Source organism: Snodgrassella gandavensis, assembly GCF_914768025.1.
In the GTDB taxonomy this organism is placed as follows: domain Bacteria; phylum Pseudomonadota; class Gammaproteobacteria; order Burkholderiales; family Neisseriaceae; genus Snodgrassella; species Snodgrassella gandavensis.
The window spans coordinates 250,893-275,147 of sequence record NZ_CAJZCE010000002.1; the positions used below are offsets into that span (position 1 = coordinate 250,893).

The window sequence follows — 24,255 nt, forward strand, 5'->3', positions numbered from 1 at the left end:
CCAATGAGTAAACGCATATATTACACATTACTGCTAGCTTGGATTGCTTGCCTTTCACTTTATTTTATCTGGCAGATCTGGGATATATACTGGGTAGTCAAAACCTGCCTGAGCATTCTGATAATACTGGCCTGCGGGTTTTTGTGGTATCAGAACCAATTTTGGTTTAAAAAGAAAAATATAACGAATCTACATAATATTCCAAAATCACAGCGGGTAGTACTCGTAGCAGGAGATGATTTATCAGACTGGATTGAATCTTCTGAGCGTTGGCGATTACTGCGGGATTCCATGTGGATCAGAGTAGAGGATTGCGCCCAGCTAATAAGTATTTATCAGGCCTTGGATGAACAAAATACAATAGCAAACGGTATCTTACTAATACTTAATCCAGACAAATATCCTCATGTGGCTGCACTGGAGCAGCGAATATCACAATGGCGGCAGGAAATCGAAACCATACAGGCTCTATATAAGCGCCGGATACCATTAACTTTGGGTATCCATACAGACCTGCTCAATAAAAATCTGGATTTCTGGCCGCAAAATATCACTAACCACCTATGCCGGCAGCGTAGTGAAGTACAAGAGTACTTTGAGTGTCTGCAAAAACAACTGGATAATTGTGCAGTTTTAAATCCGCAGCAGCCTGAGTACTTAAACTATACAGTTGTATCCACACTTTATCTGAATCAGCAATGGCTTATTCAATATGTAATTAAGAACTTGTTGCCGGAAAAACCATACCATCATTCGCTGTATCTGGTTGCATGTGTCTGGTTAAACAGCTTTAACAGTAATCAGAATGCAGACTGGCGCAAGTTTGAAATTGAAACAACCGGGCTAGTTACCCCTACCCATACCTATACCGTAACCGGGCTAAAAAATTTTCCGGTTATCGAAAACAATTTTGTACGCCAACGTTATTTAAGCAAAGGAGCAAAATACCTGTGTTATGGAATTAACTGGTTTTTATTTTTCTGCCTGATTAGTACAGGCTACTCATTTATAGAAAATAAAAAATGGTTGCAAGAAGTTATTGTGGCGCACCAGCAATACATAGCAATACCCAAACATCTGGAAAATGAACGGCAGGATAGCATTAAAAGCTTAAAACTCATCCAGCAAACATTACAGGATTACATGACATTTGGCGAACCCCAAAAAATGGGATTTGGTTTATATCACGCTACCCATTTATTACCTGTTATCAGTAAAGATATAAATACCTTCCAACTGGAAAAACAGAAAAAACAGATTATTCGTCTTGATACCACAGCTTTGTTTGATGTAGGCCAGAGCAAACTTAAAGCGGATGCCAAGCTGGTTTTACAGGGCGTGCTAACTTGGGTACAGGCAAACCCGAATAAAAGAGTACTGATAGATGGCCATACTGATAACACCGGAAATACCACTAGCAATAAAACTCTGTCATTTCGCAGAGCCGAAGCAGTACGGGACTGGCTGGTTAATGCATCAACTTTTCCAGAAGACCATTTTACCGTACAGGGATATGGGGATAGTAAACCCATAGCAACCAACGACGACCCGCAAGGGCGCAGTAAAAATCGTCGTGTCGAAATTACCTTGGTCGATATGAATCATACCGACTGAAGTAATGTTTATTAACTCATACAAGGATATTCCTATGGCAATTCCAGCATATTTATGGATCAAAGATGACGGTGGTTCAGATGTCAAAGGTTCAGTAACCGTACAAGATCGTGAAGGCTCAGTAGAAGTATTGGCATTTGACCATGAAGTTTACATTCCTACTGATGGCAATACCGGTAAACTCACTGGTACCCGAGTTCACAAGCCCATTTCTTTTGTAAAAGAATATGATGCTTCTTCACCATATCTGTACAAAGCAGTAACCAATGGCCAGAATCTCAAAACTCTAGAGTTTAAATGGTATCGCATTGACGATGCAGGTCAGGAGAAAGAATATTTCAACACCCTGCTTGAGAATGTGAAAGTAGTAGCTGTGCGTCCGAAAATGTACAACATTAAAGATATTAGCAAAGAGCGCTATAACCATCTTGAAGAAGTGGAGTTGCGTTATGAAAAAATCACCTGGTCCTACAAGGATGGCAACATAGTCCATTCCGACAGTTGGGTAGAAAACCGTTAATTTCAATTAACTCGAGGCGCACCAATATGTGCGCCTTTTTAAGTATCTGCTGGAGCCGCAATGAAAGATTCAATGCAATTACTAAGAAAACTCAATGAAAATTGTGCCAGAGCACTAAACGAAGCCGCCAACTTCTGTCTGAGCCGCGGTCATCAGGAAATATTGCCTGAACATTTTCTTGTCAAACTGCTTGAAACCGATAATAACGACCTGAATCTCTTATTGCGTCAGAATGAAATCAACATTAACCGCCTGTGGGATGACCTGCTCACCGGACTAGACAAATTACCATGGCAGCGTATACCACAAAAACCAGAATTATCGCGTGCATTACTAAAATGGATTGAACAGGCATGGATGCTGGCCTCAATTGAACACGGGCAGGAAGAAGTTCGTTCATTACATCTGCTTGAAGCCATCCAGAAAATTCCCAGCATCTTTACCCTTACCGACCTGTGGCAATTACTGATTTTCAGAGCCGGACAACTGGCTGAAGCCGGACGCTGGCTCGATAAATATTCAGTTGAAGCAAACACCCAAAACGATAGCATCTTTACCCCAGATACAGATATAGCCCGTACAACAGCAGAATCGGCCGAAGCTGATATTGCGCATACAGCACTCAATAGCAGCAAACTACAGGACAAACAATCCCCGGCTGAACTGGAAGCACTGTCGCGTTTCACCATCAATCTAACCCAGAGAGCCAGAGAAGGACATATAGATGCTATTTTCGGGCGCGATGAAGAAATTAGCCAGATAGAAGATATCCTTAGCCGCCGGCGTAAAAATAACCCAATACTAGTAGGCGAGCCCGGAGTTGGCAAAACCGCACTGGTTGAGGGACTGGCACTTAAAATTGCCCATGATGAAGTCGGCAGCCATCTGAAAAACACCCATATACTGGCTCTGGACATGGGGCTATTACAGGCTGGTTCCGGCCTGAAAGGCGAATTTGAACAGCGCCTGAAAACCGTAATCGAAGCCATTCAGCATGCACCAGAACCTACCATCCTGTTTATTGACGAAGCACACACCATTATCGGTGCCGGTAATCAGGCTGGTGGTTCTGATGCAGCCAATCTGCTTAAACCGGCACTTGCCCGTGGCCAGTTGCGTACCATAGCCGCAACCACCTGGTCAGAATACAAACAGTATTTTGAAACCGATGCCGCCCTTGAGCGCCGTTTCCAGCCAGTTAAAGTAGACGAGCCCGACGATGAAAAAGCCTGCCAGATGCTGCGCGGCATTGCCAGATTATATGCCGAACATCATCAGGTGCACATCAAGGATGAGGCCATCAAGGCCGCCGTTACCTTGTCTCGCCGTTACCTGCCAGATCGCCAGCTTCCAGACAAAGCCATTGATTTACTTGATACAGCGGCTGCCAAAGTCAGACTTGGCCTACAAACCTTGCCATTAAACCTGATTAAACAAATCTCCCTGCACAGCGCCCTTAAAGAAGAAATCGAACGCCTGCAACAGGATAGCCAGCTCGGACACAGCATCGATAGCGAACGTATGCAGCAATGCCAGCAACAGCTACAACAACTGGATCAGCAAATAGAAGAGGAAAAACAAAAATTTGTTCAGGAACAGAAAGCCGCGCAGGCTGTGCTGGATGCACGCACCCAAAGTGCAGACAAGAGCAGTTTACATGCACATAACCAGTCTTTTCAGCAAGTGCAGCAAAACATCAGCCTAGACGTAGATCAGCAAGTAATTGCCAGCGTTATCAGCGAATGGACAGGCATTCCTGCCGGCCGCATGCTGGATGATGAAATCGCCCGCCTCATGACCTTGTCTGAACAACTTAACAGCGAAATCATTGGTCAGGAAGACAGCGTTAACAGCATTGTTAACCATATCCGTACCCAGAAAGCTGGCTTGGGCGAAGCCAACAAGCCGCTTGGCGTATTTCTGCTAACCGGTACTTCCGGCGTAGGCAAAACCAGAACAGCCAAAGCCTTAGCCAGATCACTGTTTGGCAGCGAAGACACCATGATTACCATCAACATGTCTGAATATCAGGAAGCACACACTGTCGCTCAGCTTAAAGGCGCCCCTCCGGGCTATGTAGGCTATGGCAAAGGCGGCGTTCTCACCGAAGCCGTACGAAAACGCCCGTACTCAGTAGTATTGCTGGATGAAATTGAAAAAGCGCATCCAGATGTGCTCAATATTTTTTATCAAGTATTTGACCAGGGCATCATGCGTGATGGCGAAGGGCGCATCATCAACTTCAAAAACACTATCCTGCTCATGACTTCCAATCTCGGCAGCGAAGCCCTGCAAAATGCACCTGATGCAGATTTGCCAGCCCGGCTGGAGCTGGTAGACCAGCCCATCCGAGAAGTGCTTGCACCGGCTTTGCTCGGACGCATGAATGTATTGGCTTTCCGCCCATTATCGGCAGCCGACATGCAAATTATTATTCGCCAGCAGCTTAACCGCATTGCCGCCAAAATTGCCGTACAGTTTGCTGTTACCTGCCAGTATAGCAATGCGCTGGTTGCAGCACTGGCACAAACAACAGCTGGTCATGATTTGGGCGTACGCTATTTTGAGCAGATGCTGCAACAGCAAATTGTGCCCGAACTGGCCAAACAACTGCTAATGGAAAAACAACAGGGACAGAATAGTGCCTATATACATCTTGATTTAAACGAACAGGGTGTAGTTATCACCCTAAGTGAAGAACCAATGGCCACAGCAACAGAAGCAACCATAGAAGCAGATAGCGAAAATCAACCAGAATAAACAATTATTCCCAGCAAAAACTATGGGCAGACAGCAATAACTAGTTGTCTGCCCATAATTATACGGCTATTAATACCAAATGCATAAAAATATCCGAAAAACAGGATGATTAGTTCAAAATATCCAAGTATTGATATCTGGTATACCATATAAATCATAAACCAAAAAATTATTATCTCATTTTGAAATACACGAAAAGATTGCCCAGAAATACATAAACAGAAAAATGAGCAAATAACCACCCATAGACAAAAAGATAATAAAAATGTGTTACCAGATATGCAACAGTGTTGATAATATAAATTTACATATAAATCATATATTTAAAACAATGCCTGCGTTAATCTATTTCCAATTAACTTAAAGTAAATTACTGTTATATTAAGCAATTAATCTGTATGTTTATTTCCCTAATATACAGCTTTATGACCGCAATAATAATAAAATTTATCCTTTGACATACGTCAAATTTTAGCCAGTGCACTTTCTCCCTGTGTCGCACTGGCTGTTTTTATGCCTGCATATAGCCTGATAAGACAGCATTACCACCATATAGTTTACATTAATGCTAATCTTAGAATTTCTTACCGATTGAATTATGTAACAAGCAGAAGATTAAAAACATTGTTGCTAATAAATATAATTATCTTTCCCATCACATATTATCATTACTAATATATATAAAATAATAAAATAGTTTCCCTAAAGTAAACATCTATCAGAAAATTCTGCTTAATTCAGCGTAATTTTTCACATTGACTTTAACTATTTCATAGCAGGGGCAGTTAATGTATCAACACCAACTGATTTTATGTCGTTTGCTGGCTGCAATAATAGCCATCTTTTTCAAGATTAACTCCCTTACGCGACTTACAAGGCTTGATACTCCCTCAGATTAATTTAATCAATCGAAAATGCAGGATATAAGCTTTCTACTCTTTATTCGCTGCATAATTGACGTATGGAATGATCACCAGAATATATTGCAAATTGAAATAATATGACCAAACACCACAATAAACTGTACTTAAACAATCAAAATAATAATGGCTTCAGCCATTATCGGTAACAGTGATTCAGGCTTACTGAATAAATAATGAGTTAATGTTATATATTATTGAAATCAAATAATTACCTAATATTCAAATGAAAGGCAGAAGAGATGGATAAAAAATGGATAGGGCTGGTGCTGCTGGCGGCTTGGCAACTGACTGGCTGTGCCAGCCGTTTTGAGCCGTTTGCAGGCATCAGCTCAGGTAAAAACCGTATGTATGCCGCGCCGGTAGAGGCGTATGAATACAATTATGAAAACTTAAGTGGTGGCAGTATTGGCGGCGGCTGTATTCCGAGAACACCGGGAATAGATGACTATGAAGTCGGTAAAAAAAGCTATGGGGGGGGGGAGGGAGCTGTGGAGTGGCAGCTTTGCGGGCAAAATGGACGCCGGGTATGACCATGCATATTTCCTGGAAACTTTTACCCTATCCAGGCTGGCGACCTAGGGTGCTAAATTTGCCAGGATTAAATGTAGATCAAGCAGAAGAGCGAATTATTGATAGTTATAATGAATATTACTCCACCGATATCCCCTTACCTCCGCCGCCGCCATCAGCCGGTGATGATTTTGGCAAGGTGGCCAATATCACCGTGCATTTCTTAGCATGCAACCAGATATTTATCACCTATGGCACCATAGAAGAAGGGCAACAGCGCGAGTACTGGAAACAGTTTGCCGAAAGCCAGAAACTGTGCACGCCACGGCCAAGCATTAAATCAATGGCGGATTACCGTAAAAACAAGGCTAAGCTGGATGCCATTAAGGCGGAGCGGGAAAAAATTCCGCAGATAATCTTGCCACGCTATATCAAGCAGTTAGAAGCCGAAGGTAAGCTGCCAGTAAGCAGCCAAAAATAATAATTAACAGTTATCTAAATATTGACGCATAACAATGTAAATAATTTAATATATTAAGTAAAATGACAGTAGAGAAAGTATTGAAAATATTACTAATCATGAAAAATGATAAGAAAGGCAGAAGAGATGGATAAAAAATGGATAGGGCTGGTGCTGCTGGCGGCTTGGCAACTGACTGGCTGTGCCAGCCGTTTTGAGCCGTTTGCGGGCATCAGCACGGGTAAAAACCGTATGTATGCCGCGCCGGTAGAGGCATATGAGTACAATTATGAAAATATGGATGGCGGTAGTATTGGCGGCGGCTGTATCCCAGGTACCAATGGCGTTGATGACTATGATGTTGGTAAAAAGCGCTATGGGGGGGGGCTACTTGTGGTGCAGCGGCGTTACGGGCGAAATGGACACCGGGTATGACCATGCATATTTCTTGGACAGTATTTCCTTATCCGGGTTGGCGTGCAAAAATTTTAAATTTACCAGGACTAGTTATTGATCGTAAAGAAGCAAATATTATTGATCAATATGATGAATACTACTCTACCGATATTCCCTTACCGCCACCGCCGCCATCGGCCGGTGATGATTTTGGCGAAGTGGCCAATATCACGGTACATTTCCTAGCGTGCAACCAGATATTTATCACCTATGGCACCATAGAAGAAGGGCAACAGCGCGAGTACTGGAAACAGTTTGCCGAGAGCCAGAAACTGTGCACGCCACGGCCAAGCATTAAATCGATGGCGGATTATCGGAAAAACAAGGCTAAGCTGGATGCCATTAAGGCGGAGCGGGAAAAAATTCCGCAGATAATCTTGCCACGCTATATCAAGCAGTTAGAAGCCGAAGGTAAGCTGCCAGTAAGCAGCCAAAAATAATAATTAACACTTATCTAAATATTGACGCATAACAATGTAAATAATTTAATCTATTAAGTAAAATGACAGCAGAGAAAGCATTGAAAATATTACTAATCATGAAAAATGATAAGAAAGGCAGAAGAGATGGATAAAAAATGGATAGGGCTGGTGCTGCTGGCGGCTTGGCAACTGACTGGCTGTGCCAGCCGTTTTGAGCCGTTTGCAGGCATCAGCACGGGTAAAAACCGTATGTATGCCGCGCCGGTAAAGGCGTATGAATACAATTATGAAAACTTAAGTGGTGGCAGTATTGGCGGCGGCTGTATTCCGAAAACGCCGGGAATAGATGACTATGATGTTGGTAAAAAGAGCTATGGGGGGGGGGCTACCTGTGGCGCAGCAGCTTTGCGGGCAAAATGGACGCCGGGTATGACCATGCATATTTCCTGGAAACTTTTACCCTATCCGGGCTGGCGACCTAGAGTATTAAATTTACCAGGATTAAATGTAGATCAAGCAGAAGAGCGAATTATTGATAGTTATAATGAATACTATTCTACAGATATTCCCTTACCCCCGCCGCCGCCATCAGCCGGTGATGATTTTGGCGAAGTGGCCAATATCACGGTACATTTCCTAGCGTGCAACCAGATATTTATCACCTATGGCACCATAGAAGAAGGGCAACAGCGCGAGTACTGGAAACAATTTGCCGAAAGCCAGAAACTGTGCACGCCACGGCCAAGCATTAAATCAATGGCGGATTACCGTAAAAACAAGGCTAAGCTGGATGCCATCAAGGCAGAGCGGGAAAAAATTCCGCAGATAATCTTGCCACGCTATATCAAGCAGTTAGAAGCCGAAGGTAAGCTGCCAGTGAGCAACCAGAAATAAGTCTTTAAGGAGCGTAAAATGGCTGGTAATCAATCATCTGGTAGCAAAAAACACAACGCAGTGGGCAAGGTAGTAAATAAAGCAGGTAAACAAATCAAAAAAATCGTGGTGATTGCTTTTACATGGCGCGTAATGCGCCCAAGCCATGCCAGAAAATCCTTAAAATCAGCTTTTTCTTTGACGGCATCAATAATCACTAAACAGCCGATAAAGTGTTCATCATTAAGCAGCCAGAAATCATCATTAACAATTATCTAAATATTGACGCATAATAATGTAAATAATTTAATATATTAAGTAAAATGATAGCAGAGAAAGTATTGAAAATATTATTAATCATGAACAATGATAAGAAAGGCAGAAGAGATGGATAAAAAATGGATAGGGCTGGCGCTGCTGGTGGCTTGGCAACTGGCTGGCTGTGCCAGCCGTTTTGAACCGTTTGCAGGCATCAGCTCAGGTAAAAACCGTATGTATGCCGCACCGGTAAAGGCGTATGAATACAATTATGAAAACTTAAGTGGTGGCAGTATTGGCGGCGGCTGTATCCCAGGTACCAATGGCGTTGATGACTATGATGTTGGTAAAAAGAGCTATGGGGGGGGGGCTACCTGTGGCGCAGCAGCTTTGCGGGCGAAATGGACACCGGGTATGACCATGCATATTTCCTGGAAACTTTTACCCTATCCGGGCTGGCGACCAAGAGTATTAAATTTGCCGGGTTTTAATCTTGATCATAAAGAATTAGATATTATTGAGCAGTATAATGAATACTACTCCACCGATATCCCCTTACCGCCACCGCCGCCATCGGCCGGTGATGATTTTGGCAAGGTGGCCAATATCACCGTGCATTTCCTAGCGTGCAACCAGATATTTATCACCTATGGCACCATCGAAGAAGGACAACAGCGCGAGTACTGGAAACAGTTTGCCGAAAGCCAGAAGCTGTGCACGCCACGGCCAAGCATTAAATCAATGGCGGATTACCGTAAAAACAAGGCTAAGCTGGATGCCATCAAGGCAGAGCGGGAAAAAATTCCGCAGATAATCTTGCCACGCTATATTAAGCAGTTAGAAGCCGAAGGTAAGCTGCCAGTGAGCAGCCAGAAATAAGTCTTTAAGGAGCGTAAAATGGCTGGTAATCAATCATCTGGTAGCAAAAAACACAACGCAGTGGGCAAGGTAGTAAATAAAGCAGGTAAACAAATCAAAAAAATCGGCGACAGTATTAAGGAGATGGGCAAAGAGCTGGAACATACCGGTAAGGAGATTAAAGAAACCATCGGGGATACGCTGGGGGAAATATTGCCCGGTAAAAGTATTGAATTCAAATGGCCGGTAACGCATAAGCCGAAGATATTCCCCACGGAGCCCGGCGGCCGCTTGCCAGCCTCAATTGAAGAAATTCAGAAAAATCGTGGCGATTGCTTTTACATGGCGCGTAATGCGCCCAAGCCATGCCAGAAAATCCTCAAAATCAGCTTTTTCTTTGACGGCACCAATAATCACGAAAAAGCCGATAAAGTGGTAACCGGCGCCCAGCCGCCGAGTGAAGAGGAGCTAAAAGCCTTCACTCAGGCAGCACCACAGGCCAAGCTGATTGACGCCTATACCTATCCGCGCACCAGCAATGTGGCGCGCCTGTATCATGCCTGTATGGGTGCAGAGAGTAAGCCCGGAGAAAATAATCTTGACCCGGATATGATCGAAAATGGCTGGTTTAAACATTATATTCAGGGGGTAGGCACCCGTTTTGAAGAAATTGGCGACCTGAATCCGGGCTTTGCCGGCGAAGCGTTTGCCCGCTATGGCCAAGCGCGAATCAACTGGGCGCTGACACGCCTGTGTGACACACTGGGACAATGTAAACTCTACAACGATAAGCCGCTGGCGCTGACCGAGGCGCAGAAAATGATTAAAAGCATGGATTCGCGCATTGGGCGGAAAAGCCAGTTGGATCAGTTTATTGAGGCGCTGGTACCGGCGCCGGGGAATACACCGCTGCCACAAGCCATCAAGCTGTATGTGATTGGCTTTTCCCGCGGTGCTGCCGAAGGGCGTACTTTTATCAACTGGCTGCTGGATTATCTGCTCGACCGGCCAGAAAATGCCGAGGCCAGGGAGCAACTGGAAAAACTGCTTAAACAGCGGCAGGAGCAGCGTGTCAAACTGCGCCAGTACTACCGCAAATATCCGGACAAAGAAACAGAAGCCATTAATGCAGCTAAAAAGCAGGAAGAAGTAGCTAATGGCGGCCCGACCAAACCACCACAGAACAAAACTAACCCGACGCAGGGTGGCAATCAGCAATCAGGACAAGCACCGCAAGGTGGGCAGCAGCCGAGCAACGCCGGCACTGCTCAGCAGAATAATGCGGGTAAGCCGGCATTTATTTATCTGAAGCTGCGCGGCATCCCCATCAGTATTGAAATGGCTGGGCTGTTTGATACCGTGGCCAATGTGGGCATGTCGCCACTGGTGTCGATGATCAGCGGCCATTTTAGCTGGGCACATGGCACCATGTCGCTGGAGCGTGCTGCGGCAGCACGTTTTGTTAAAAACTGCTATCACTTTGTGGCCGGGCATGAGCAGCGCAAAAGCTTTTCGGTGGAAAGCATCTGTATTGATGGCGGCTACCCGCATGGTGGCGGTGGAGAATTCCGCGAATACACCTATCCCGGGGTACATGCCGATATTGGCGGCGGCTATCCGCCGGGTGAACAATTTAAAAGTAATTTTGGCATGGGGCATGTGGTGGCGCAGATTGCTTTGCATGATATGTATGCGCGCTGCTGGAGGCATGGTATGCCGATGTTAGTTTCCATTGACCATCCGCAATTGGCAGCGCAGATGAAGAAAACGCCGCGATTCAAATTAAAAAATTATGAAATTATGAATAATGATGTATCAAAAGAATTTGAAACGCAGCCGGAAATGGTAGAACGTTTCAATGCCTGGCGCGATGTGTCGATTACCGATAATCTGGATCAGAATTTGCGCCAGCAGGTGCATCATATTACTGCCTGGCGTATTCTGCGCTGGGTCAAGGATGGGGTAAACGGCTATGCTGATTTTCTGGGGCTGCAAATCAACCCGAGTAAAGGCACAGCGGGGGAGAAAGAAAATCCGGCACAGGTGAGTGCGCGCGAGCAAATCATTCGCCAGGGGCGCAATCGAGCCAATGAGATGGTCAAAGCCGGCACTGGTGGCCGCGGGGGGATGCCGGCACCGGCGCAGCCAGACAGAAGTAAGGAGGATGAGCTGTGGCAGCAGGCCGGGCTGGGTAATATTCCGGCAAATAAACGCGGTGATTTTATGAATGGCATGATTAATAAAAATTACGACCCGCGCAATGATGGCTGGGATATGCTGGAAAGTGCCAGGGATTTCAAGGCCGATTATTTGCATCAGTTTCGTTTTGAATCTTTTCTGTCGCTGGGTTTTTTAATGAAAACTTTTGCTGGCAGTATTTACATGCTGAATAATGAGGATGAGGCAGAAGAGTTTAAGGATATTCACGACAATGGCGATATCCTTTATTTTGGTGAGGCGGATAAAAAGCCACCACCGATACCGCTACCACCAAATCAGGATGATGGCTTTAAGGATGACCCGGTGAATACGGGTACTCAGCCGGCGAATATACCGAAAGTAGGGGCTACGCCACCGATAGCACCCGGTAAAAAGGATAATGAGTCCATTTTCAGCGATTTAATCAGCAAGATGAATTTAGGTGCGGTGGTTAGTGGTGTTGCCCTTGATGTGCTGAAACACAAATTGCAACACGCCAAGGCATTGCAGGATGCTGCTGAAGCGGTGGGCGGTAAAAAAGCCAAAGGGGCACAATGGAAGGATATGTTTGCGCTGGGTGCGGATATCTGGAAGCGGCTTAAAGCCAAAGATAGCAGTGATATGAAAGTGCTGCTGGACAGAATTAAAAATAATCCGGAAGGCTATACGCCGAAATATCCTGAAGTGACCAAGCTGTTTGATGAGCAGATACACGATTCGCGCGCGAAATACATGCATACGCTGCTGGAAGACCGCGAGCCGTTTACCAGCTATTTTGCCCACCGGCTGATATTTAGTGGTTCATACTCCAATAAGCCACTGACGCCGCTGATGTTGCGGAATAATCTGGTTGGCCTGAGCGGTATTGCCCGCAGTGCCTATATGTCGATTCGCTATGGCAATCCAGCCTATATTCTGCTGGGGCTGAATAATCCGGAGCTATTTGTGACGGATGCCGACCACAAGGCGCTGGAAGAGCTGAAGAATGGTTTTGATGCTATTGTGATTGATCCTGATACTGGTAAAGTGTTGATGGATGGCAAAAATCTCAAAAAACTTACCGACATGTTGAAAAAATCGCAGCAAGCCATGCAGCAGCTACAGGATTCGCTGAGTCAGGCGCAGCCGTGGGATATGAATGAGTTTACTGACAAGATAATGAAGGAAATTGCCAAAAACGGTAATGAAACGCTGAAGAATCTGGAACAAATCAGGGAATTGCTGCTGCAACAGAAACAGCAATTGGCCAAATTGGCAGAAGCGGCTACGGCAGGTGCAAGCACGCCTACTCAAGTAGCCAGTATGGCTGCTGCGGATGAAGCCAGTGCCTCGATGGCTGAAGCTGGCGGTGCCGAAACGGCAATGGTGATGCAGCAGCAGTTGGATGGTATGCTGAAAACTGTAGAAGCAAAAATACAGCAGTTACAGGCTACGCTGGATCCGGCCAATCAGGTGGGCGATGGTAGTGCGGCGGCACGGGCGCAAAATCTGCTGGCTGAGCTAGATATGCTGCCAGCGGGTAGTCAAAATCTGAATCTGGTTGATGGTGGTGTACTGCCACAGAGTCTGGCTTCGGCTATGGGCATAGCAAACGCGCCGGTTCGTTTCCTGCCCACCCAGCAGGTGTTGGCGGATATCAATCCGCAAGCGATGGCTGATTATCTGCGTGCGCAAATCAATGAATACCGGCAGAATCTGCAACGGCAGACGGCCACTGCGATGACGATGATGCAAAATGGGGAGGATAATCCGCAGACGCTGGCACAGGTATTTTATCGCAATGCTCAGGGCGATATTGCTGATCAGGCAGTCAGCAATATCAGCAGAACCACGCTCGACAGGCTGGGTATGCAGGAATTGGAGCTGAATGAATTTCTGCCGGAAAATATTGCCAACCGCAGCCGGCCTGAAATTACCCAGTTGCTACAGCAGTTGCGCAGTGGTCAGATACCGGCAGAATTACAGTCATTGCCGCCACACCGTCTGCAATTAATGGCTCGGGTGCTGGAAAGCTGGCTGGCTTAAAATTCAGATGGCTGGCAGAAGATGCTTTTGCCGGCCGGATGATGTAATTCTGTTAGCAGTACGCTATATGCTGATTTGATGCCTAAAAACGTGAAACAGAGGCGTTAACGTGTGTTGCAAATTTGGTTTGATAAATTTATTAAAATACACAATAAATGGTTATATGTTAAAATTATTTAGGATTTAATTAAATTAATTAATCAAATGTGTATTAGATTTTGATATTGTTTACATGGTGAAATACTTGGAAACATGTTTCAGAATTTAACTGCGATTTGGAACTATTATGCTGTACGCTGGCATGGGAATGCTGCTGGGATTGTTGTATGGCCAAATAGCAAATTTCACTACAATACAATTGGTTTGATGTCAAAAAGGCTGGTTGTGATACGGAAAATTGGTCTGTGCGCAGTGTAGGCATGAGGTTGGAATGGTTGTGATATGTTCAGGATATGCTTTCAGTATCCTTTGTGCTGAAATATTTTTCTTATGTCGCTAGGAAATATTTCTGCTTACTGTGTATGTGTAACAGTACCGAGTATGAAAATGGTTTGGTAAAAAGGGTGATTACATGCAGCAGCGCTATTATCTGAAACTGAATGCAAATCTGGCGGTTTTTGACCAGTTTTCAGTACGCAGATTCAATCTGGAAGAAAAGCTGGATGACTATTATGTATTGCAGCTTGAGGCAACGCATATTGCTCCCGATTTACCCTTGGGTGATTTTATTCATCAGCGTGTTACCTTTGAAATGGCACCGGATATCGACTGGACTGAATCGATACCGGTATCGCGACCGGAGCTGGATGATTCTGAAAACCGGCGCTGGTATGGTGTGATTCAAAGTGTGGAGCAGGTAGCTTCCAGTGCAGACGAAACCTGCTACCGCTTTACCATTGTGCCACGGCTGGCTCTGCTTAACCGCATTACCACAACACGGTTATTCCAGAATGAAACGGCACTAAGTATAGTTGAAAAAATTCTGCGTCATCATGGCTTTGCCAGTGAAGATTTCTGTTTGAAATCTACCCGCAGCCTGCCGCGTTATGAACACCGCATGCAGTATCGTGAGACAGATTATGCATTTATCAAACGGGTACTGGCACGTGAGGGATTATGGTTTACTTTTACCCAAACAGCGACTAATGAAGTTTTTACTGTCGCTGATGATGTTAGCCAATATATTCAGCTTCGGCAGCAGGCTTTGCCTTTCAAACCTGATGCCGGGCTCGAAAGTGGTCAGGAGGGGATTGAAAGTAAACTGGAAGCGCAGCTTTCTTTTGATATTGCCGCAACTGCACAGGGTATTAAAGATAGTCTGAAGCAGCAGTTAACGCAGGGGCTAACGGCTAAATATTCTGTATCCGAATTTCATGTACGCTATAAGGCTCAGTATGAAAGCGTGCAAATTAAGGATTACAACTATCGGGATGCCAATAATAGCTTGGTGGCTAAGGCTGGTTTTAGCGAACAGCAGCCGGCTGCATTCGGCCAGCCCTATATATATGGTTTTTTTCATCATAAAGATGCAGAACAGGCGCAGCAATATGCACGGATTTTGCATGAGCATTCAATATCACGCCATATTCTTGCCTCTGGCAAAAGTAATGTGCATGGTTTTGCACCGGGCTTTACCATGGGCTTTGCTACCAATGCCAGAATTGGTGCTATTCGTCAGTGGTTATTGGTGAGTGTGTGTCATTCAGGCGCACGTGACGGAGATTATTTTAATTCATTTACTGCTATACCCGCAGACAGCCAGTGGCGTTCGGAGCCGATTAAGCATCCGATTATAGACGGTACCATACCGGGAACGATTTGTGATGCCGGTCAAGGGCCCTATGCCTGGGTGGATGAGATGGGGCGCTACATTGTTAAGCTCAATCTGGATATGGATAGTTGGCAGCCTGGTGGCGAGAGCCGGCCAATCCGTTTGGCCAAGCCTTATGCCGGTGGCCAGTATGGGCAGCATTTTCCGTTGCATGTAGGTACGGAAGTACAGCTTGCTTTTCAGAATGGTGATCCTGATCGGCCGTATATTGTTGGTGTGTTGCATACCAGTACTGCGCCAGACCATATTCCGAATACATGGCGTACGCGCAATGTAATCCGCACATGGGCAAATAATAAAATCCGCATGGAAGACCTGAGTGGCCATGAACACATCAAAATGGCTACTGAATACCATAAAACGCAGCTTAATCTGGGACATTTGGTTGACAGCGGGCGCGAAAAGCGTGGTGAGGGCTTTGAGCTGCGTACTGATGGCTGGGGCGCATTGCGTTCTGCACGGGCGTTATATCTAACCACAGAAGACCAGACCGCAGCCAATGGTATGCAACTGGATCGCATGGTAGCAGTAGATGAAATTAAAGGTGCCCTGAATCAGGCTAACCATCTTGCCGATGTTACCGCCAAGCATACCCGTCTCAAGCCGAATCTGGATACGCTGTCTGAGCTAGGAGAGTATTGTTCTTATCTGGAAAAACCGGTTATTTTAACCAGTGCTGTGGCTGGTTTGGCTCAGGTATCACCTAAATCTATTCTTAATAGTGTTGGTGAGGATATTCATCAGCAAGCCGGCAAGGATGTATTTACTGGCGCTGGTGAAAATATAACTCAAACGGCCGTAAAGTCTGTACAGGTTATTGCACAAACTGAAGATTTAAATCTGATTGCCGGTAAAAAAACCGCACGTCTGGCTTCACATGGCGATGCGGTAGAAATTATCGCAGCGAAAAAGATATCTGTGCAGTCTGTGGGTGATGAAATACTGGTTAATGCAAAAAGCGGCATCAAGCTGGCCAGTGGGGGGGCTTATATCGAAATTAAAGGCGGGAAAATCAGTCTGTATAGCCCCGGGCCGATTGAGTACAAAGGTAATCACCAGTTTCAGGGACCACAGGGTGGTAATTTCCCATTACCGGAGCTGCCTACTTCTGTTTGTCGGGAATGTTTGCGTAAAGCACGCGCGCAGGGTGTTGGTATCGTAGAAAGATAAATAATGATTACTTATCATGATGCGCTGGCACAATTTATCAAAATTACTAATGAAACAGATGAGAAAATACTCTATTTGATTATTGATTTATGTGATTGTGATTATCCGCTGCTTGCCGCTATTGAAAACTGGCAGCCGGCATTACAGTATTGTCTGCTATTTGAGCAAACTCCGGAGGAGTCTATTAAGGAAGAAGGGCCACTGTTGCTGGCACTTGATATCGATAATGAAAATCATCTGGAAATACTGGAGAAAATATGTGAAATCATTCATATGAATAACCGTCTGCTGGCTTTTAACAGTAGGTATCCGTTTGGCACTCTGGAGGAGCATTTACGCCGTGCAATGCAGGTTAAATGGGGTAAAAAGGAAGGTTTACTGCGTTTTTATGTGCCGGATATGTTTGATCCGGTGAATATGGTATTGAGTGATGCGCAGAAAAACTGGCTGCATCAATATATGCAACGCTGGTGTTATGTGGATAATAACGGTGAGTGGGTAATTTATCATGCTGATTACCCGCCATGTGAGCAAAATGAATTTGATGTAAAAGGTTTTGTCTTTACTGAGAAACAGTACAATACTTTATTGTTATGGGCTGATGTCTATAACTATCGGCGTAATTATGGCATTGCTCTGGATGCTGACGAGTATGGTGGTGAACGGATGCTGATCAATCAGTTATACGTTCTGGCTACAGAAGCTGATGCCAAGCTGATTTTAAGTCAGAAACAGCGCGTTCAGTTTTTTAGCAATAATTTGCAGAAAATTATATAGGAAAGGCTGAAAGATGTTACGACGTATATTAATTGCATTCTGTTTGTGTTTAGGGCTGGTGCAACTGGCTTGGGCTGGAACATATGACGATGCTGCGGCGGCGGCGCAAAGCAAGCAGTATGATAAGGCCATGGTTCTGTTTCAGAAAGCCATCGATGAAAATGATGATGCACGTGCCTATAACAGTCTGGGCACGCTGTATGAGATGGGATTGGGCGTTAAACAGGATTATGCCACTGCGGCTAAATATTATGCGCAGGCTGCCAAAAAGGGTAATGTAAAAGCAAATGGCAATCTGGCTGTTTTGTATGAGCGTGGTTTAGGTGTAAAACAGGACTGGGGCAAGGCTCTGGGCTATTATTTCACTGGCCTGAACAAAGGTGATGGTAAGTCGATGAATAATCTGGGGGTGATGGCACTTAATGGTGAAATCCTGCCCAAAAATATATCAGTGGCATGGGCATTGTTTGCCAGTGCGGTAAACCGTCAGGATAGAGAAGCTCCACATAATCTGGCGGTAGTAGAAACCAGAATGTCTAAAGCGGAAATTGAGCAGGGTAAAGTAGTTTATAAAGCTTTGCATCAGGTTAATGCCAAGAAACCACCTATGGATATTATGTTGGATTATTTAGGCTGGCATGATAACGAATAGCATTCAACGCCAAACTACTTGGCTGCCACCACAGCCAGTTCGCTGGCTTTTCTGGCTGGCGTTATATATTTTGGCCATTACTATTAATAAAAAATATGCTGATTCTATTATTGCTCAGCTAGGGCTGGAAATTACTGTACATTGGCAAAAGTGGTGTATTTCGGTATTGCCTGCTGTTGCAGTGGTAACTTTGCTGTTACTGGTACGTTGCATTTGGTATCAGATATGGCTTATTTATCAGCGCCATAATCAGTTTATCTATAATGAAAAGGTAGTGAATAATCAGAAATATTGGTCAGAATTTATGCTGCTGGAAGAGGTATTGCTGCGTTGTGGGCAGTTAAATCATGCCGCTGATTTTTACGATTATCTAAGCTTGAGTTCTGAAGAGCGGAAGGAATCGGTTTTCGAATCCATGAGTATGGAAATGCCTACGCAAAACAGTTCTGTTGTTCATTCTGATCGTTTACATACCGTTTTATCTCAGTTGGTTCAAACTTTATCTTCAAAAGAGGTTTTTACTGAGCAGTATGTCCAGCATCTATGGCTATGGGCTGCTGATAGGGAAAGCTGGCTGATATTCAGGGAGCTGGTTATCGCTGAAGGTGGTTATTGTCCTGTAGTACCAGATTATTATGTGAAATTTGAAGATTTAAATTGGGTTATTGATCGGTTTCAGGAAGCGTTGTATCAGAAAATTCTCTTACTTGGATTTGAATGTCAGCCTGAATTTGAATTGTATCTGGCTATGATTTTTGCCCGTAAAGGCAAGTTGGCCACAATACGGCGAGCTTTTGATACGCATACATGGGACGCTGATCAGGAATATTTTTTTACGGCTATGACTGAAAAAATTTCTGGTTTTCAGCTTGAAAGCAGCCCTCAGGAAAGTATTCAACCAGAAGACACGGAATTGACTGAGGCTTTAATAGAAAAGGATTATGAAATTAAACCATATAAACTGGATCACCCAGAATTCTTTCAGAAATTACAGTACACAAGTGACTGGATGCAATTATTGCTTGCTGTTTATCAGGCACATAAACATTCCTATGTAGTACTATTTCAGCATAATGAAAAAATAATACCTGTTGCTCAGGTCAAGTAAATTCAATTACAGGCGGGTTTATGTTAAGGTGGAACCAGTTACGACAATTCAGTTCTCGTGTGAACGGTCAATTGTCTAGGCTAGCGCAGGCGAATCAGAAAATCACCCAGCGACCCAAAATTCTGAAATTGTGGTTATTATGCAGTTGTCTTTGGCTGATACTGGTATGCTGTTTTACTGCTTTTTTGTACTGGTATTATGATAAAAGCTGGCTGTTAAATCATAAATTTTATTTGCTGTTACTGGCATTGGCCGGTTTGTTTCTGTGTATTATATTGCCATTATTCTGGCGTATTTTTGTGGTTATTGACGGGCAGGAACGAACTATCCGTTTTATTGAGCGTACAATATATACACGTGAAAGCCCTGCCCAGCAAAATTTAATTGCATTTCAGAATTACCTGAAGCAGAAATATCATTTACCGGTTTTGAATCGTTGTTATATTCTTGCGGTACATGGTGTGCCCGATGCTTTTAGTGATGTGGGTGAACAGTTACAGCGTACCGGTTGGGTGCAGGTAGACAATGTTTATCTGGTTTTGATTAATACTATTGATGATATTGAGTCTATACCTCCATTTCGCGGTAAATATCATTGCCCATTTGATGGCTTGATAATACTACGCGACATGAAAAGTAATAAAACTTCGGTTACTCATGATAATACTCAAATCTGGCTGGAAAAATTTTATCAAGTATTAAACTGGAAAATTCCATTTGTTCATGTATTTCAAAGTGATATTGAGTTAAAAAAATTTCCATTCAATCAGATTTTTGACTGGTCATCTTCATCAGAAGATATGGTTTCCGGTTTGAAAAATAAATCAGATGATTTATTTATTCAGGCTTTTCTGAAAAGCCGGGACAGACAGTTTTTGTCCCTGATTGATGCTATTGCACTGGCTAAATTAAATCTCGCAAAGGCTTATTCTGAACAGCAGCTCCCTTGGTCTATGGGCGTTGCTGTTCAGGCAAGGCAAAGTAACTGGTGGGAAACATGGTCGATGGTGGCTGAGCATTTATATCAGCGTCCTGCCAAATTATCGGTACAGTCTGGCGGTTTGAAGCTGGCGAAAGCTGGTTTGGTCATCAGTGCTATTGCATTTGTTATGATTGTGTATGCTTTTGCCAGTAATTATCGTGAAGCGCAAACTTTCCGGAGCCAGATTACTAATCTGAATAAATCTTCCGCTACTGGCAGCCCGATTAACTCAATTCTGGCTTTGCAGAATCATATTGCACTGGTGAGTAATGTTCCTAAACCATTTTATCGCCGTTTGGGTTTCAATCATGATGATTTACTGCTGAATAAGGCATTTGCAGCATATGGCAAGGCGGCAAAAAAATGGCTAATAGTGCCCACTGATCAGCAGATTATTCTGGTATTGGAGTCTTTGCACCAGTTGCAGACTTTATCTAATGCAACAAATGCAAATGAAGTTATAGAGGAGGTTGCCAAGCAGTCCAGTAATGCTGTTGCTCTGGATGAGGGTTTTAATGCGCTTAAGGCGTATTTAATGCTCCGGCGTCCGAAACGGATAGATAATATTTTTCTAAGTGATTATTTATCCCGTTTGTATCGCACGCAAGGTTTTCAGAATGCAGATACTGCGCAAAATATATTCAGGTTTTATACCAGTAATATGAGTAAACATCGTAACTGGTTTCTGAACGAAGATTCTGTACTGGTGGGGCAAAGTCGGGTGGTGTTGAATCATATAGTTAGCCAGCAGCAGGAAGATGTAGTTATTTATCAGCATTTACTTGATACGGCATTAGAAAAGTATGCTGATATTGATTTGGTACGACTTGCTGGCAAGGAGAGCACTCAATTCTGGACAAATAAGGAAAAATTACGTGGTGCTTTCACTGCTCGTGCCTGGAAGGAATGGTTTAAACCGGAAATTGACAAGCTGAATCCTGAACATTTTAAAAATGGTTCATGGGTGCTTAATGAATCAGAGGAAAGCAATGAAAATAATGATATCCGTAAACAGATAATGATTTTGTACAAGCAGGATTATTTTAATGCCTGGAAAGATTTTTTATCTGGGATTCAGTGGGTTCCAGTTACGGGTTTGAATAAGCAGATGGATCGTCTAAAGAAATATTCAGACAAAAAAAATTCTGTACTGGTGAAATTATTAACTGTAATTCAGATGAATGCCAGTATTGGCTATCCTGAAGACCGAACTGATAATGGTAAGGGTGTGTTACAGGATTTTGAGCCAATCGTTGATTTAATTAAGACGGTAGAGGAAAAAAATAAGCGAACCAGCCGTAAACTGGATGAGTATCAGGAAAATTTACTGGTTATGTATCTGGAGGTGCAAAAAGTTCAGGGTGCAAGCAATCAGGCTTCTGCATCACAGCTTTCATTTAATACTATATTGAATGGCGATAATGGTTCCGGTTTGGCCAAAGCAGAAGAGTCAATCAATTTACAAGTAGCCAATCTGGGAGAGGAGTGGCAGGATATCGGGCATACTTTGCTTAGCTATCCTTTTGTTGATACTAAAAAAGCTATTCTGGTTCCTGCTTTGGACAATATTAATGCGTTATGGCAGCAGATGGTGGTATCGCAATGGAATTATCGTTTTGCTAATCGCTATCCTTTGAATCCATCTGGCGATCTGGATGTGTCTTTGTCTGAATTACAAAAGTTTATTGATCCACAAAAAGGTGTAGTTGCACAATTTAATCAGCAATATTTAAATAAAATTCTTAATCTTGTGGGTAATCAGTGGATTGTTAATCCGGCAGTAATGGATCAGGTTCAGATTGATGATCAGTTTGTAAGTGGCTTAAATGAATTAAATCAGTTGTTAGAGTTTGTAGCTGATGGTACGAATACAGCTTCTTTTGAAGTGATGTTATTGCCAACTCCTGAGGTTAAACAGATTATTTTGACTTTCAATAAGCAAAATATTGAGTTTTATAATGAGAAGTCATTCTGGCGCAAAGTAAATTGGTCTGTTAGTGATAATGCCGACAAGAAAGCATCAATCCAGTGGATTGATACTGCAAACAAAACAGGGCGGCTAGAAGTGGTGGGTGATTTGAGTATTCTGCGTTTACTTGAAAAAGCTCAGGCGCGTAAAAATGATGATGGTACTTATCAGCTTAAATGGATAATAAAAGACAGGGCAGTAGAAATGAATCTGAAAAATTTGCAGACTAATGATCTGATTACATTGCTTAAATTAAAGGGCACTCATTTGCCACAACAGGTATTCAAGGTAGATCAAGATGCAAATTAGTGCGGCATTGAAAATTCTTCAAAAGCGGAAAATCTATGAAGATGTAAAGCCTTTATGGGAGGATATTGAATATCTATTGGTTCCTGTGGATGGTGAACCTGAAGATGTAACCCATCATGATTCTTTTCTGGATATTCGTCAGGAGCTGGAAAAAGTTAGTGATATTCAGTTGGGTAAGATTGAGGATGCCGCTAATTATCTGTGCCAGAATGTGGGTAAAGATATTCGTGTAGTGGTGTATTTAACCTATGTATTGTTTCGTCGTGAGGCATTTAAAGGTTTAATTAAGGGCTTATTGTTATTGTACGGTGTGCAGGCAATATATCCATCTACGTTCCAGCCACAACGTATTTCGGTGATTAAAACCATGCTTCGCTGGCTGGGTGGCACAAAAATGGAAGATGCCTTTTTATTGTGCCAAGATACGTTGTTACCGAATGAATATCAAGCCATTACCATATTGTGTGAATTAATTCAGGAAAATTTAGGGGCACAATTTAAGGTAACAATTGATGAACTGGCTGGTTTGCTGGGGTGGCTGCCGGTTCCTGCAGGAGAGAATCAAACTCCTCTCGCAAGTGAAACTACCTCCACTTTTGCAGACAATAGTTCTAGGCAGAGTAGCAGTATTGATAATGACGAAGTAATTTTACGCTCCTCTCAGGACCTGATGCAAACAATGAAGTCGGTAGGACAGTTCATTGCTGATAAAGAACAGAAAGAATATGCTTCATATCGGTTATTGCGTCAGTTTCGCTGGGATTTGCTTGAGCGCTTACCTTTACATCAGGATGGTCTAACTAAAATTGCTTCACCACGACAGGAGTTAGTTAACCATTTGCAGGCATTATATCAGCGTAAAGACTGGGCCGGTTTATTGGCACAATGTCATGCCGGTTTTATGGAAGCATCTAATCATTTTTATCTTGATTTACAATTTTTGAGTTGGACAGCAATGCAACATTTGGCTCCGGAAGCAAATGTCTGGGCGGATATGCTGTGTAGCGATCTGGCTTTTTTGCTTACTCGGTTATCCGGGCTGGAAGCCTTAACATTTAATGATAGTCGCCCCTTTGCTTCAGGTGAAGTATTAGACTGGATAGCTATTCATGCACGCTTTCAGCAACAGAATATCGAGGAAATACAGCTATCTTCCAATAGTGAGCTTACTTCAACGAATGAGATTGATGCTCAGGCTTTTGTTATTTTGGCAGAACAGGGTTTTGATAAAGCTATGGAGTGGCTGGCTACGGTACAGTTTGAGGATGGTCTTGAACAATTATATTACAAGCAGTTTTTACTTGCCCGATTGGCTATTAAGGGTGGTAAAACTGATTTTGCTTTATCTTTACTGGAAAAACTTAATCTGCCATTTTCACAACAGCCATTATTTGAATGGAATAAGAAATTGACTTTTCAGATTAAACAGGAGTTGTTAAAGCTTTTACAGCAAAAACATATAACCATTAAAGGTAGTAGTAAAGAATTTGTAGCAGGGCAAATCGAAGAATTGAAAAAAGAGCTGGTGTTGCTCAATCCGTTTCTGGCGCATCAATTATTGTACAGGTAGGTAGTAGAT

The 24,255-nt window shown here is 43.5% G+C and carries 17 protein-coding genes; all 17 read left to right on the top strand.

The window, feature by feature from the left end; all coding sequences use genetic code 11:
• Positions 1 to 3 precede the first annotated feature (3 nt).
• The 17 genes from MJ764_RS02965 to MJ764_RS03045 all read left to right on the top strand — a co-directional run bounded on the left by MJ764_RS02965 (position 4) and on the right by MJ764_RS03045 (position 24,246).
• Entirely contained in the window at positions 4 to 1,614 is a 1,611-nt protein-coding gene (locus MJ764_RS02965) for an OmpA family protein (RefSeq protein WP_239324474.1), read from the top strand.
• A 34-nt stretch (positions 1,615 to 1,648) separates the two neighbouring features.
• Positions 1,649 to 2,134, top strand: coding sequence for an Hcp family type VI secretion system effector (locus tag MJ764_RS02970; protein WP_174828792.1), 486 nt, complete (start codon positions 1,649 to 1,651; stop codon positions 2,132 to 2,134).
• A 60-nt stretch (positions 2,135 to 2,194) separates the two neighbouring features.
• Positions 2,195 to 4,894: a type VI secretion system ATPase TssH gene (gene tssH / locus MJ764_RS02975; protein WP_239324475.1), complete on the top strand. Its 2,700-nt coding sequence runs from the start codon at positions 2,195 to 2,197 to the stop codon at positions 4,892 to 4,894.
• A 1,162-nt stretch (positions 4,895 to 6,056) separates the two neighbouring features.
• Positions 6,057 to 6,347, top strand: a complete 291-nt coding sequence (locus MJ764_RS02980) for a hypothetical protein (protein WP_239324476.1) — start codon at positions 6,057 to 6,059, stop codon at positions 6,345 to 6,347.
• Positions 6,311 to 6,808, top strand: a complete 498-nt coding sequence (locus MJ764_RS02985) for a DUF3304 domain-containing protein (RefSeq protein ID WP_239324477.1) — start codon at positions 6,311 to 6,313, stop codon at positions 6,806 to 6,808. The genes MJ764_RS02980 and MJ764_RS02985 overlap by 37 nt, the downstream gene beginning before the upstream one ends.
• A 126-nt stretch (positions 6,809 to 6,934) precedes the next feature.
• Positions 6,935 to 7,222 carry a hypothetical protein gene (locus tag MJ764_RS02990; RefSeq protein WP_239324478.1) on the top strand — a complete coding sequence of 96 codons (288 nt, stop codon included), beginning with the start codon at positions 6,935 to 6,937 and terminating at the stop codon, positions 7,220 to 7,222.
• 2 nt (positions 7,223 to 7,224) lie between these two features.
• Positions 7,225 to 7,683, top strand: a complete 459-nt coding sequence (locus MJ764_RS02995) for a hypothetical protein (protein WP_239324479.1) — start codon at positions 7,225 to 7,227, stop codon at positions 7,681 to 7,683.
• Between the two features lie 126 nt (positions 7,684 to 7,809).
• Positions 7,810 to 8,559 (top strand): DUF3304 domain-containing protein, encoded by a 750-nt coding sequence (locus MJ764_RS03000; protein WP_239324480.1) that lies wholly within the window; start codon positions 7,810 to 7,812, stop codon positions 8,557 to 8,559.
• 18 nt (positions 8,560 to 8,577) lie between these two features.
• Positions 8,578 to 8,817: a hypothetical protein gene (locus MJ764_RS03005; protein WP_239324481.1), complete on the top strand. Its 240-nt coding sequence runs from the start codon at positions 8,578 to 8,580 to the stop codon at positions 8,815 to 8,817.
• A 108-nt stretch (positions 8,818 to 8,925) separates the two neighbouring features.
• Positions 8,926 to 9,675 (top strand): DUF3304 domain-containing protein, encoded by a 750-nt coding sequence (locus MJ764_RS03010; RefSeq protein WP_239324482.1) that lies wholly within the window; start codon positions 8,926 to 8,928, stop codon positions 9,673 to 9,675.
• Between the two features lie 18 nt (positions 9,676 to 9,693).
• Positions 9,694 to 13,878 (top strand): T6SS phospholipase effector Tle1-like catalytic domain-containing protein, encoded by a 4,185-nt coding sequence (locus tag MJ764_RS03015; protein WP_239324483.1) that lies wholly within the window; start codon positions 9,694 to 9,696, stop codon positions 13,876 to 13,878.
• Between the two features lie 571 nt (positions 13,879 to 14,449).
• Positions 14,450 to 16,879, top strand: a complete 2,430-nt coding sequence (locus MJ764_RS03020; RefSeq protein WP_239324484.1) for a type VI secretion system Vgr family protein — start codon at positions 14,450 to 14,452, stop codon at positions 16,877 to 16,879.
• Positions 16,880 to 16,882: 3 nt separating this feature from the next.
• Entirely contained in the window at positions 16,883 to 17,656 is a 774-nt protein-coding gene (locus MJ764_RS03025; RefSeq protein ID WP_239324493.1) for a DUF4123 domain-containing protein, read from the top strand.
• Between the two features lie 13 nt (positions 17,657 to 17,669).
• The gene (locus tag MJ764_RS03030; RefSeq protein ID WP_239324494.1) at positions 17,670 to 18,308 is read left to right on the top strand and encodes a tetratricopeptide repeat protein; all 639 of its coding nucleotides are present in this window, start codon (positions 17,670 to 17,672) and stop codon (positions 18,306 to 18,308) included.
• The gene (locus MJ764_RS03035; RefSeq protein ID WP_239324496.1) at positions 18,295 to 19,416 is read left to right on the top strand and encodes a hypothetical protein; all 1,122 of its coding nucleotides are present in this window, start codon (positions 18,295 to 18,297) and stop codon (positions 19,414 to 19,416) included. Before MJ764_RS03030 ends, MJ764_RS03035 begins: the two co-directional genes overlap by 14 nt.
• Before the next feature lie 20 nt (positions 19,417 to 19,436).
• The gene (locus MJ764_RS03040; RefSeq protein WP_239324497.1) at positions 19,437 to 22,676 is read left to right on the top strand and encodes an ImcF-related family protein; all 3,240 of its coding nucleotides are present in this window, start codon (positions 19,437 to 19,439) and stop codon (positions 22,674 to 22,676) included.
• A complete protein-coding gene (locus MJ764_RS03045; protein WP_239324498.1) occupies positions 22,666 to 24,246 on the top strand; it encodes a TssA family type VI secretion system protein in 1,581 nt (526 codons plus the stop codon). The genes MJ764_RS03040 and MJ764_RS03045 overlap by 11 nt, the downstream gene beginning before the upstream one ends.
• Positions 24,247 to 24,255 lie beyond the last annotated feature (9 nt).

Excerpts from the sequence above, each read along its gene's own strand:
- MJ764_RS02965 (WP_239324474.1), top strand. The coding sequence starts at position 4 with ATGAGTAAACGCATATATTACACATTACTGCTAGCTTGGATTGCTTGC.
- MJ764_RS02970 (WP_174828792.1), top strand. The coding sequence starts at position 1,649 with ATGGCAATTCCAGCATATTTATGGATCAAAGATGACGGTGGTTCAGAT.
- tssH (WP_239324475.1), top strand. The coding sequence starts at position 2,195 with ATGAAAGATTCAATGCAATTACTAAGAAAACTCAATGAAAATTGTGCC.
- MJ764_RS02980 (WP_239324476.1), top strand. The coding sequence starts at position 6,057 with ATGGATAAAAAATGGATAGGGCTGGTGCTGCTGGCGGCTTGGCAACTG.
- MJ764_RS02990 (WP_239324478.1), top strand. The coding sequence starts at position 6,935 with ATGGATAAAAAATGGATAGGGCTGGTGCTGCTGGCGGCTTGGCAACTG.
- MJ764_RS02995 (WP_239324479.1), top strand. The coding sequence starts at position 7,225 with ATGCATATTTCTTGGACAGTATTTCCTTATCCGGGTTGGCGTGCAAAA.
- MJ764_RS03000 (WP_239324480.1), top strand. The coding sequence starts at position 7,810 with ATGGATAAAAAATGGATAGGGCTGGTGCTGCTGGCGGCTTGGCAACTG.
- MJ764_RS03005 (WP_239324481.1), top strand. The coding sequence starts at position 8,578 with ATGGCTGGTAATCAATCATCTGGTAGCAAAAAACACAACGCAGTGGGC.
- MJ764_RS03010 (WP_239324482.1), top strand. The coding sequence starts at position 8,926 with ATGGATAAAAAATGGATAGGGCTGGCGCTGCTGGTGGCTTGGCAACTG.
- MJ764_RS03015 (WP_239324483.1), top strand. The coding sequence starts at position 9,694 with ATGGCTGGTAATCAATCATCTGGTAGCAAAAAACACAACGCAGTGGGC.
- MJ764_RS03020 (WP_239324484.1), top strand. The coding sequence starts at position 14,450 with ATGCAGCAGCGCTATTATCTGAAACTGAATGCAAATCTGGCGGTTTTT.
- MJ764_RS03025 (WP_239324493.1), top strand. The coding sequence starts at position 16,883 with ATGATTACTTATCATGATGCGCTGGCACAATTTATCAAAATTACTAAT.
- MJ764_RS03030 (WP_239324494.1), top strand. The coding sequence starts at position 17,670 with ATGTTACGACGTATATTAATTGCATTCTGTTTGTGTTTAGGGCTGGTG.
- MJ764_RS03035 (WP_239324496.1), top strand. The coding sequence starts at position 18,295 with ATGATAACGAATAGCATTCAACGCCAAACTACTTGGCTGCCACCACAG.
- MJ764_RS03040 (WP_239324497.1), top strand. The coding sequence starts at position 19,437 with ATGTTAAGGTGGAACCAGTTACGACAATTCAGTTCTCGTGTGAACGGT.
- MJ764_RS03045 (WP_239324498.1), top strand. The coding sequence starts at position 22,666 with ATGCAAATTAGTGCGGCATTGAAAATTCTTCAAAAGCGGAAAATCTAT.